The sequence below is a fragment of the Mesorhizobium sp. M7A.F.Ca.MR.362.00.0.0 genome (genome assembly GCF_004023175.1).
GTDB lineage: Bacteria > Pseudomonadota > Alphaproteobacteria > Rhizobiales > Rhizobiaceae > Mesorhizobium.
In genome coordinates this window covers 4,086-15,550 of the sequence record NZ_RZTF01000128.1, presented here as the reverse complement: position 1 = coordinate 15,550, position 11,465 = coordinate 4,086, and the positions used below count along the sequence as shown (strand labels likewise).

Sequence of the window (11,465 nt, the reverse complement as noted above, 5' to 3'; positions counted from 1 at the left end):
GCCTTTGTCGCCGTGCGGGCCGACGGCGCCATCCTTCTGCGCAAACGGGCGGAGAAGGGTTTGCTCGGCGGCATGACCGAGGTGCCGACGACGGGTTGGACCGCGCGGATCGATGGGGCAACCACGGAAGCGGCCGCGCCCTTTCCTGCCGACTGGCGGCATGCGGGCCGCATTGCGCATGTCTTCACGCATTTCGCTCTCGAACTCGAAGTCTTTCACGCTCACATCAAAGGTGATGCGCCAGACGGGCATTTCTGGTCGCTCGCTCACGAGATTTCCGGCGAGGCGCTGCCGACTGTCATGAAAAAGGCAATCGAGGCTGCGATACCCGGCGCGACGAAAAAGCCGTCGCCACACAGTGCAAAGAGGCCCCATGACTGAAATACGCCACATCGTTTTCGACATCGGCAGAGTGCTGATCCACTACGATCCCAACATTCCGTTCAGCCGCCTCATTCCGGATGCCGAAGAGAGAAAGTGGTTTTTCGACAATGTCTGCACGCATGATTGGAACATCGAGCAGGATCGTGGCCGGACCTGGGAAGAGGCTGAGGCGCTGTTGATCGCGGACCATCCCGATCACGCGGAAAACATCCGCGGGTTCCGCCGCCACTGGCACGAGATGGTTCCACATGCCTATGACGACAGTGTCGCCATCATGCTCGGCCTGATCGAGAGCGGCCACGACGTGACCATGCTGACCAACTTCGCCAGCGACACGCTGGCCGAGGCCCGCGAGCGCTTCGATTTCCTCAATCGTCCACGCGGCGTCACCATCTCGGGCGAAATCGGCATGATCAAGCCGGATCGCGGCATCTACGATCACCACGTCGCCGCATTCGGCCTCGAACCGGCGGCCACGCTGTTCATCGATGACAGCCAGAAGAATGTCGATGGCGCCAAGGCGGCAGGCTGGCAATCGGTGCTGTTCACCGATGCAAAGGCGCTTCAAGCAGACCTCGAACGTCTCGGAATTAAGGCCTGATTTGAATCACTTCGCGCGATCCGTTGAGCCTTTGAATCAACGGCATTCGAAGCAATTGGCAGGGGTTCAGGCCCCTGCCCGCTCCATGCCGAGCCGCGCGATGCGGCGCAGCTCGTCGATCGGGGTCAGGCCACCGCTGCGCTCATAGTGCCAGAAGGTCCAGCCGTTGCAGGCATCCAGCCCCTGCACTTCGGCGCCGATCTTGTGGATCGAACCGGCGCTGTCGCCGATCGCCACAGTACCGTCGGCGCGCACCTTGGCGGCCCAGCGCTTCTTGGCGTCGTAGAGCGTCGCACCCGGCATCATCAGGCCGGTGTCGATCAGGCTGACGAAAGCAACGCGCGGCTCGGCGCGCTTGCCGGTCAGCACGGTGAGATCGGCGCCATCCAGTGGCCGCACCGCGTCGATGCGCTCGTTGGCGGCGTCGATATAGGCCTGCTCGCGTTCGATGCCGACGAAATGGCGGCCGAGACGCTTGGCCACCGCGCCCGTGGTGCCGGAGCCGAAAAAGGGATCGAGCACGATGTCGCCCGGTTTGGTCGAGGCCATCATGATGCGGGCAAGCAGCGCTTCCGGCTTTTGCGTCGGATGCAGCTTGTCGCCATTGTCGTTCTTCAGCCGCTCGCCGCCGGTGCAGATCGGAAACAGCCAGTCGGAGCGCATCTGGATATCGTCGTTGGACGCCTTCATGGCTTCGTAGTTGAAGGTATAGCCCTTGCCCTTCTGGTCGCGGGTGGCCCAGATCATCGTCTCATGCGCGTTCTGGAAGCGGCGGCCGCGGAAATTCGGCATCGGGTTGGTCTTGCGCCAGACCACGTCGTTGAGGATCCAGAAGCCGAGATCCTGCATCTTGGCGCCGACACGGAAGATGTTGTGATAGGAGCCGATGACCCAGATGGTGCCGTTGGGTTTCAGCACCCGGCGCGCCGCCAGCAGCCAGGCCCGCGTGAAAGCGTCATAGGCCTCGAAACTCTCGAACTGGTCCCATTCGTCGTCGACGGCGTCGACCTTCGACTGGTCGGGGCGGTGCAGGTCGCCGTCGAGCTGCAGATTGTAGGGCGGATCGGCGAAGATGACGTCGATCGATTTTTCGGGCAGCCGGTCGAGCGCGGCGACGCAGTCGCCCTTGAGGATCGTGTCCAGCCATTCGGATTGCTGGGGAGCGTGGGATAGCTCGTCGAGAAGACGCACGGCAGACATTCTGACACCCAGGGCACGCGTTACTGTTTACTCCTGGTTATGGTTACCGATCAGCGTAAATATTCCGTGAAGGCCAAGGGACGGGTGGGGCGAATTTGCGAAGGCGGCCCTGTTGGTGTATGCCGCGCCGCCTGAGCCTTCCGAGGCCACTTCGCCCTCCCATTGTCCGGATCACCATGCCCCAGCCAGACCTTGTCATCTTCGATTGCGACGGCGTGCTCGTCGATTCCGAGATCATCGCCGCCCGTGTCGACGCCGAGCTTTTGACCTTGGCAGGATACGAGATATCGGCTGAGGAGATTTCGGAGAGCTATGCCGGCCTGACCTTCAAGGACATCATGCTGCGGGTCGAGGAAAAGTCCCGCATCCCCTTCCAGGCCTCTCTGATCGACAGGGAGGAACAATTGGTCGACCGCAAACTGCGCAGCGACGTCCGCGCCATCGATGGCGCGCGCGAGGCCGTTGCCGCGGTAACCGTGCCGCGCTGCGTCTGCTCGAATTCACGCTCCGAGCGGATCGAATTCATGCTGGAGAAGGTGCATCTTTTGCCGTTTTTCGCCGACCGGATTTTTTCGGCGATGGAAACACCGACCGGGAAAACGAAACCGGCGCCGGACGTGTTCCTGTTCGCGGCGGAGAAACTCAACGCCAACCCGGGGAACACTTTCGTCATCGAGGATTCCGTGCACGGCGTCCACGGCGCAAGGGCGGCGGGCATGCGGGTGATCGGCTTCACCGGAGCCGCCCACAGCTATCCCGGCCATGCCGACGCGCTCACCGAGGCCGGCGCCGAGACGGTGATCCGCCGCTGGGCGGAGCTGAAAAGCGTGATCGCGGCGCTGTCGGAGTGGTCGGACGCCTGAGAAGCGTGCGCCGCGACGCACGCCTCATGCAACTGCCGAGACCTAGTTCGTCGCGGCAGCCCTCTTGCGGCGGGTCTTCTTCGGCTTGTCGGCCGTTGCCTGATGCGCGGTTTCGTCATAGCCGGCAAAGGCCTGATAGTCCTGCGCCGTCGGCTCGGGCACGACGACATTGGAATCGGTGAAGACGAACTGCGTGGCGACCGAAGGATCGGTGACCTGGACCTGATACTGGTGGAGTTGCGAATAGAGGACCTCGGTGCCATGCATCACAGCCGTGCGGATGGGCATAGTGATCGTGCCTGGAGAAAACTTCGGTCCGGGCACAATCTTGCCGGCGACCGCAATCTTCATCGTCAGCTGGCCGTTGGCACGGCTGCAGTCGCGTGTCACGTCGCTGACCGACGCCTGGTAGATGATATTGGCCGATTCGTCGGGCGGAGTTGCAGCAGCGGCGTCAGCCTCGGCTTGGGCCGCGGCATCCTGCGCGGCGTCGCCGGTCTTCTTGATCCTGGGCTTGGGCTTCTGAGCTTCCCTGGAATAGGTGTTGAAGAAGGCCGTACCGTCGCGCACCGTCACCCGGGGGCAATAGGCCTGCAACTGGCTGGCCAGTATCTTGGGATCCTGGGGCGGCGGTGGCGCCGTCGGGTCCTCCTTCTTGCCTATGCCGAGGTTCAGGATGCCATTGTCGCCCGATTGGCAGCCGGCGGCGGCAAGCATAAAGCCGGTGAGCGCAAGACCCGCCAAAAAGCGACCACTGAATGTACGAAACGCCATGAAACTGCACTTCCCTCTCGCAAAGCTGGTGACGTATATCAACCGCGCGGCAAAAATGCGACTGAGCCAGCGCAGAAATTAACCACCTTGCGGTGGACGGAAAAGCCAAGCAGTAACGGAATTGTGACATGCACTATGTGAGTACCCGCGGGGAAGCCCCCGTTCTCGGATTTTCCGACGCCGTGCTGGCCGGGCTGGCGCGCGACGGCGGGCTCTACGTGCCGCGCGAGTGGCCACAGTTTTCCGCCGCCGAGATCCGCGCCATGCGCGGCCTCACCTATCCCGACCTTGCGATCCGCGTGCTGTCGCCGTTCCTTGGCGACGAGATCCCGGCCTCCGTTTTCGAGCGACTGGTGCGCGAAGCCTATGCCACCTTCCGCCACGAGGCCGTCTGCCCGCTGGTGCAGACCGGCCCCAACACCTTCATCCTGGAACTCTTCCACGGGCCGACGCTCGCCTTCAAGGACGTGGCAATGCAGCTTCTGGCCCGGCTGATGGACCATGTGCTTACCGAACGCGACCAGCACGCCACCATCGTCGGCGCCACCTCGGGTGATACCGGCGGGGCGGCCATCGATGCCTTTGCCGGTCGCAGCCGGACCGACATCTTCATCCTTTTCCCGCACGGCCGCGTCTCGCCGGTGCAGCAGCGGCAGATGACGACGTCGACGGCTGCAAACGTCCATGCGCTGGCGATCGAAGGCAATTTCGACGATTGCCAGGGACTGCTCAAGGACATGTTCAACGATCACGGCTTTCGCGACCGGGTGGCTCTATCTGGCGTCAATTCGATCAACTGGGCCCGGATCATGGCCCAGATCGTCTATTATTTCTCCTCGGCGCTGTCGCTCGGCGCGCCGGACAGGCCGGTCTCCTTCACCGTGCCGACCGGCAATTTCGGCGATATCTTCGCCGGCTACGCCGCCAAGAAGATGGGCTTGCCGATCGAGCGGCTGGTCATCGCCACCAACGACAACGACATTCTGGCGCGCACCTTTTCGACCGGCGAATACCGCACCAAGGGTGTCTTTGCGACCACGTCGCCGTCGATGGATATCCAGGTGTCGTCCAATTTCGAACGCCTGCTGTTCGAGGCCTCCGGCCGTGACGCGGCGACCGTGCGGCGCTACATGGACGGTCTGAAGCAGTCCGGCGCTTTCACCATCGAACCCCAGCAAATCGCCGGGATGCGGTCGGAATTCGACGCCGGCCGGGCTGATATGGACGAGGTCGCCGCCACCATCCGCTCGACGCTCGTGGGCAGCAACTATCTGCTCGATCCGCACACCGCGGCAGCTGTACATGTCGCTGCGGGCAAGGCGTCAGGCGCCGTCCCGATGGTGGTGCTGGGTACCGCACACCCGGCAAAATTCCCGGCCGCCGTCGAAGCCGCCAGCGGCGTGTCGCCCGCACTGCCCGCATGGCTAGGTGGGTTGATGACATCGGAGGAAAAATACACGGTACTTCCCTCCGACCTGAAAATGGTGGAAGATTATGTCGGCCGCCGCGCGCGGGCGGCGCGTTAAGGAGTACTAGCCATATGGGTGTTGAGGTAAGCCGTCTGTCGAACGGCCTGACAGTCGCCACCGAAACCCTTCAAAGCATCGAATCGGTTGCCCTTGGTGCCTGGGTCAAGTCGGGTGCCCGCAATGAACGTGAGGACGAGCATGGCATGGCCCATCTGCTCGAACACATGGCGTTCAAGGGCACGAAAAGGCGGAGCGCCTTCGAAATCGCCTCGGAGATCGAGGACGTCGGCGGCGAGATCAACGCCGCCACCAGCGTCGAAACCACTTCCTACTATGCCAGGGTGCTCTCCGACGACGTGCCGCTGGCCGTCGACATTCTTGCCGACATCCTGCAGGAGTCCGAATTCGACCCGCAGGAACTCGAGCGCGAACAGCATGTGATCCTGCAGGAGATCGGCGCCGCGCACGACACCCCCGACGATATCGTCTTCGACCGTTTCACGGAAACCGCCTATCGCCATCAGACGATTGGACGCTCCATTCTCGGCACGCCCGAAACGGTCAAATCCTTCACCTCCAAGCAACTCCACGACTTCATCGAGCGGCAATATGGCGCCGAGCGCATGGTGATTGTCGCCGCCGGCGACATCAAGCATGACAATTTCGTGCGCGAGGTCGAAAAGCAACTCGGCGGCTTCCGCAGCAAGGCCGACAGCACCATCCCGCAATATGCGCAATATGTCGGCGGCGACTTCCGTGAGGACCGCGACCTGATGGACGCGCAGATCGTGCTGGGGTTCGAAGGCCGGGCCTATCATGTGCGCGACTTCTATGCCTCGCAGGTGCTCTCGATGATCCTCGGCGGCGGCATGTCGTCGCGCCTGTTCCAGGAGGTCCGCGAGAAGCGCGGCCTGTGTTATTCGGTCTATGCCTTCCATTGGGGCTTTTCCGACACCGGCGTCTTCGGCGTCCATGCCGCAACCGGCCAAAGCGACATCGCCGAACTGGTGCCTGTCATCATCGACGAACTGCAGAAGGCCGGCGAGAAAATCCTGCAGGAAGAACTCGACCGGGCGCGCGCCCAATATCGCGCCGGACTGATCATGTCAGCCGAAAGCCCGGCCAGCCGCGCTTCGCAGATCGCACGGCAGTTGCTTCTGTTCGGCCGGCCGATCGCCAAGGAGGAACTGATGGAACGGCTGTCGGCGCTGACGGTCGAGCGGCTGACCGATCTATCGTCGCGTTTGTTCTCGACCAAGCCGACGCTTACCGCTGTCGGGCCTGTGGGCACACTGGCGCCATACGAGGCGATCCTCGAATCGCTCGCAGGCACGCAGACCGCGGCCCGTAAGCTCGCCGTCTAAGCCCCTCGAAGCGTCGTGTTCGCGCTCCCTTTCTTTCGCCGCGACCTGCCGGCGCTGAAAGGCGACCGCGTCACGCTGCGCGTGCCGTTCACCAACGACTACCGCGAGTGGGCGGTGGTGCGTGGCGAAAGCCGCGCCTTCCTCGAACCCTGGGAGCCACGCTGGACTCCCGATGAACTCGACCGCAACGCATGGCGGCTGCGCATCAGCCGCTACCGCGAAGATTATGCGCAAGGAACCGCGATCGCCTTCTTCATCTTCGAGAAGAGCAGCGGCAAGCTTGCTGGCGGCATCACGCTCGGCAACATACGCCATGGCGTCTCGCAAAGCGGCCATGTCGGCTACTGGATCGGCGAGCGCTTCGGCGGCCGCGGCCTGATGACCGACGCGGTCAAGGTGGTGGCCCGCTTCGCCTTCGATACGCTGAGGTTGCACCGGATCGAAGCGGCCTGTATTCCCGACAACATCAGGTCGATCCGCGTGCTTGAAAAAGCCGGATTTCGGCGCGAAGGACTGCTGCGATCCTACCTCAGGATCAACGGCATCTGGCAGGACCACTACCTCTACGCCCGGATCGCGGACGATCCGCCGGGCGTTGGAACGAAGGACTGATTTTTGACGAATTTCCTGCGAAACGGGTCGCTGTTCGCCTTTGTCCTCGCGACACTCCTGACGCTGTGGGCGGCATCGTCGGCCTTCGCCGTGGAGCCGATCAAGATCGCCCGCGACGACGTCGCGCTCGACCTTTCCGGCGCCGTCGAGATCTACCGGAACCAGGGCGAGAATTTCCAGGTGTCGACCGCGCCGGGTCCGGACGGTATCGTGCGGCGCATCGAGGTTGAGGCCAATGATGCCCGTTCGACCGGCGACTGGGCGGTGTTCGCGCTCGCCAACACCACCGACCAGCAACTCGACCGGCTGATCGTCGCACCCCATTTCCGCCTGGTGAATTCCGGCATCTTCTGGCCGGATCTCGGCTCGACCCGCATCGCCGCCATCACGCCCAGCGAAGGCTTCGCGCTCGACCGCCAGACCAGCCCCGATGCCGACGTTTTCCGGGTGACGCTGAACCCCGGCACGGTGATCACCTTCATCGCCGAACTGGCCTCGCCGAAGCTGCCGCAGGTCTACCTCTGGGATCCGGAATCCTACAAGGACTCGGTCAATTCCTACACGCTGTTTCGCGGCATCGTCATCGGTATCGCAGGCTTGCTGGCGCTGTTCCTCACCATTCTTTTCGTGGTCAAGGGAACCTCGATGTTCCCCGCGACCGCCGCGCTTGCCTGGGCGGTACTGGCCTATATCTGTGTCGATTTCGGCTTCCTCAACAAGGTCATCGAGATCTCGCCCGGCAATGAGCAGATGTGGCGGGCGGGAACGGAGGTGGCGCTGGCTGGAACCTTCGTGGTGTTCCTGTTCGCCTATCTCAACCTCAACCGATGGCACGGCCATTTCAGCTACGGCGCACTGGTCTGGATTCTCGGGCTGGTGCTGATCGCCGGGGTCGCGATCGTCGATCCGGCGGTTGCCGCCGGCATCGCCAGGCTGTCCTTCGCCGCAACCGCACTGACCGGGCTTGGCCTGATCATCTTCCTCGGCATACGCGGCTACGACCGTGCCATCATGCTGGTGCCCAGTTGGGTCATGGTGCTGTTGTGGCTATGCGGATCGTGGATGGCGATCACCGGCATGCTCGACAACGACATTGCCCAGCCGGCCCTGGGCGGCGGGCTGATCCTGATCATCCTTCTGATCGGCTTCACAGTGATGCAGCACGCCTTTGCCGGCGGCGCCCTGCACCAGGGCCTGTTCTCCGACCTCGAGCGGCAGGCGCTGGCGGTGGCCGGATCGGGCGACACGGTCTGGGACTGGGATGTGCTGCGCGACCGCGTCGTCACCAAGCCCGATGTCAGCATCCAGCTCGGCCTGGCACCGAACAGCCTTGGCGGCGCGGCCCGCAACTGGCTGCCGGTGCTGCATGCCGACGACCGCGACACGTTCCGCACGACGCTCGACGTGGTGCTCGAACACCGGCGCGGCCGGGTGTCGCAGAATTTCCGCCTGCGCGGCGCCGACGGCCACTATCACTGGTTTTCACTGCGCGCACGCCCGGTCATCGGCTCGGACGGCGAAGTCATCCGCTGCGTCGGCACCATGGTCGACGTGACCGAGCAGAAAAAGTCCGAGGAAAGGCTGCTGCACGACGCCGTGCACGACAATCTGACCGGCCTGCCCAACCGTGAACTTTTGATGAACCGGCTGGAAGCGATCATCTCGATCGCGCGCACCGAAGAAAAGGTACGCCCGACCGTCTTCGTCATCGACATCGACCGTTTCAAGCAGGTCAATGACGGGCTCGGCATCTCGGCCGGCGACACCATCCTCTTGACCATCGCGCGCCGCCTGCACCGGCTGCTCAAGCCGAAGGATTCGCTGTCACGCTTTGCCGGCGACCAGTTCGCTTTGATGCTGCTGTCCGAACAAGACCCGGCCCGCATCGCTGCGGTCGCTGATGCCATAAAGCATGCCATCAACAACCCGATCACCTTTGCCAAGCGCGAGATCGTGCTGACCGCGTCGATCGGACTGATCACCTGGAATTCGCCGCAGATGTCGGCCGAGGACATGGTCAAGGATGCCGAGCTTGCCATGCATCAGGCCAAGCGCTTCGGCGGCGACAGGATCGAGCCGTTCCGTCCGGCTTTCCGCACTGTCGGCACCGACAGGCTGCAGTTCGAATCCGACCTGCGCCGCGCCATCGAACGGCGCGAATTCACGCTTGCCTACCAGCCGATCGTGCGGCTCGAGGACGGCAGCGTCGCCGGCTTCGAGGCGCTGCTGCGCTGGGACCACCCGCGCCGCGGCATGATCCCGCCGGCGGATTTCATCCCGGTCGCCGAAAGCTGCGGGCTTATCGTGCAGCTCGGCCTGTTTGCCATGCAGCAGGCGGCGGAAGATCTCGCCAGCTGGCAAAAACAGATCGGTGACGCGCCGCTGTCGGTCTCGGTCAATTTGTCCAGCCGCCAGTTGATCCGCCGCGACCTGGTCAGCGACGTCCGCTCGGTCATCGCGCGGGCCAATCTGAAGCCGCGCTGCTTCCGGCTGGAGCTCACCGAATCGCTTGTCATGGACAATCCCGAGCAGACCGCGCATGTGCTGACCAAGCTGAAGCAGCTCGGCATCGGCCTGTCGCTGGACGATTTCGGCACCGGCTACTCCTCACTGGCCTACCTGACGCGTTTCCCCTTCGACACCATCAAGATCGACAAGAGCTTCGTCGACGACAACACGCCCAAGCGCGCGGTGCTGCTGAAATCAATGGTCAACATGGCGCACGAGCTCGGTCTGTCCGTCGTCGCCGAAGGCATTTCGGACGAGAGCGATGCGCTGGAATTGCGTCAGATGGGCTGCGAATATGTGCAGAGCTTCATGTTCGGCGCCCCGATGCCGGGCGACCAAGTGCTGAAGACGCTGAAAGAGCAGTATCCGCTGACGCAAGCGTAAGCGGATCAGGCGTGTCCGGCCGCCAAGCTGAGATGCGCAAGGTCGATACCGATCGAGGCGAGGATCCGGTCGTATTTGCGCTCGATATCGGTGTCGAACAGAAGCTCGGCATTGGCCGGACAGGTCAGCCAGCCATTTTCGGCGATCTCGGTCTCCAACTGGCCGGCGCCCCAGCCGGAATAGCCGAGCGCCATCAGCGCATGACGAGGCCCGCGGCCGGACGATATGGCGCGCAATATGTCGACGGTCGCGGTCAGGCAGATGTCGTCGGAAACGGTCAGCGACGATTCCACCCGATAGTCTCCCGAATGCAGGACGAAGCCCCGGCTGCGGTCCACGGGGCCGCCATTGCGCACGACGAAATCGCGGGCCTGAGCCGGCAATCGGATCGCCTCCTGCTCGTTCATGATGCCCAGTTGCACGAGCAAGTCCGGAAACAGCATCTGCTGCGTCTGGTTGATGATCAGGCCCATGGCGCCTTCATCGGAATGTGCGCAGACATAGATGACCGAGCGCGTGAAACGGTCGTCCTTCATGCCGGGCATGGCAATCAGGAACTGATCGTCGAGAAAGCCGCGACTGGCGACCGTCTTCTTGTGGCGCAACAAGTCCATGAAGGGAGCGTAACGCGTTTCCAAAGCGCCGAAAAGATGCGCCGTGCTGGATTCGACCAAAGCCTGTGGCGGCGGCTCGAACATTCTTCTCCCTCGAAGTCACGCAAATATGATACCGGCAAGGCCATGAAATCATTGCGCGGCCACGAACGGACGATCAAATCACCGCCATGCGAAGCTTGAAAATCCTGCTGCTCGGCGCCGCCATCGGATCGGCAACCGCTCTTCCCGCCGCCGCCTCCTCATCGGCGTGGTACAACAGCGAAGGCGGCAAGGTCCGGCTGGTGACCTCAGGCAAAGCCGACGACACCGGCCGCATCCAGGGCGTTCTCGACATAGCGCTCAAGCCCGGCTGGAAGACATATTGGCGCGATCCGGGCGACGCGGGCGTGCCACCGCAACTCGACATTTCAGCCAGCACCAACATCGCCGACGCAGCGCTATCGTTTCCGGCGCCGCAGCGCCATGACGACGGCTATGGCAAATGGGCAGGCTACAACTATCCGGTTTCTCTGCCGGTGACATTCACGCTGGCGGCGCCGAACCAGCCGGCGTTGATCGATGCCGACATCTTTCTCGGCATCTGCGAAACGATCTGCATCCCGGTGCAGACGCGGCTGACCGTCGACCCGGCCTCCGATCCGGACAATGCCGAGGACGCAGCGCTGGTGAAGGCGAGTTTCGCGGCGCTA

11 protein-coding genes are annotated in these 11,465 nt (G+C 63.1%); 8 read left to right on the top strand and 3 right to left on the bottom strand.

Going from position 1 to position 11,465, the window contains the following annotated elements; translation table 11 throughout:
- Positions 1–381, top strand: a 381-nt coding sequence (locus EOC06_RS17275; protein ID WP_164898622.1) for an NUDIX domain-containing protein, incomplete at its 5' end; no start/stop codon positions are given.
- A complete protein-coding gene (locus EOC06_RS17270) occupies positions 374–985 on the top strand; it encodes an HAD family phosphatase (protein ID WP_127319723.1) in 612 nt (203 codons plus the stop codon). The genes EOC06_RS17275 and EOC06_RS17270, both read left to right, overlap by 8 nt.
- Before the next feature lie 66 nt (positions 986–1,051).
- Here the strand turns inward: EOC06_RS17270 and EOC06_RS17265 are convergent, their stop codons facing one another.
- Positions 1,052–2,185 (bottom strand): site-specific DNA-methyltransferase, encoded by a 1,134-nt coding sequence (locus EOC06_RS17265; protein ID WP_127268824.1) that lies wholly within the window; start codon positions 2,183–2,185, stop codon positions 1,052–1,054.
- A 176-nt stretch (positions 2,186–2,361) separates the two neighbouring features.
- Between EOC06_RS17265 and EOC06_RS17260 the strand changes: the two genes are divergently transcribed.
- On the top strand, positions 2,362–3,048 hold the full coding sequence (locus tag EOC06_RS17260) for an HAD family phosphatase (protein WP_128308335.1): 687 nt from the start codon (positions 2,362–2,364) through the stop codon (positions 3,046–3,048).
- 42 nt (positions 3,049–3,090) lie between these two features.
- On the opposite strand, the gene EOC06_RS17255 is transcribed toward EOC06_RS17260, so the two are convergent.
- Complete coding sequence (locus EOC06_RS17255; protein WP_127270306.1) at positions 3,091–3,822, bottom strand: hypothetical protein; 732 nt, start codon at positions 3,820–3,822, stop codon at positions 3,091–3,093.
- 128 nt (positions 3,823–3,950) lie between these two features.
- Here EOC06_RS17255 and thrC point away from each other — a divergent pair, with 128 nt between their 5' ends.
- Genes thrC through EOC06_RS17235 form a run of 4 tightly spaced genes read left to right on the top strand, consistent with a single transcriptional unit; the run spans position 3,951 to position 10,159 of the window.
- The gene (gene thrC / locus EOC06_RS17250; protein WP_128308334.1) at positions 3,951–5,348 is read left to right on the top strand and encodes a threonine synthase; all 1,398 of its coding nucleotides are present in this window, start codon (positions 3,951–3,953) and stop codon (positions 5,346–5,348) included.
- Between the two features lie 14 nt (positions 5,349–5,362).
- On the top strand, positions 5,363–6,655 hold the full coding sequence (locus EOC06_RS17245; RefSeq protein WP_127268574.1) for a pitrilysin family protein: 1,293 nt from the start codon (positions 5,363–5,365) through the stop codon (positions 6,653–6,655).
- Between the two features lie 15 nt (positions 6,656–6,670).
- The gene (locus EOC06_RS17240) at positions 6,671–7,267 is read left to right on the top strand and encodes a GNAT family N-acetyltransferase (RefSeq protein ID WP_127268573.1); all 597 of its coding nucleotides are present in this window, start codon (positions 6,671–6,673) and stop codon (positions 7,265–7,267) included.
- Between the two features lie 3 nt (positions 7,268–7,270).
- Positions 7,271–10,159, top strand: coding sequence for an EAL domain-containing protein (locus tag EOC06_RS17235; protein ID WP_127270311.1), 2,889 nt, complete (start codon positions 7,271–7,273; stop codon positions 10,157–10,159).
- Positions 10,160–10,164: 5 nt separating this feature from the next.
- Here the strand turns inward: EOC06_RS17235 and EOC06_RS17230 are convergent, their stop codons facing one another.
- On the bottom strand, positions 10,165–10,773 hold the full coding sequence (locus tag EOC06_RS17230) for a YqgE/AlgH family protein (protein ID WP_023808594.1): 609 nt from the start codon (positions 10,771–10,773) through the stop codon (positions 10,165–10,167).
- Positions 10,774–10,943: 170 nt separating this feature from the next.
- Between EOC06_RS17230 and EOC06_RS17225 the strand changes: the two genes are divergently transcribed.
- Positions 10,944–11,465 (top strand): protein-disulfide reductase DsbD domain-containing protein (locus tag EOC06_RS17225; RefSeq protein WP_281062084.1); only part of this gene is annotated, 522 nt, incomplete at its 3' end.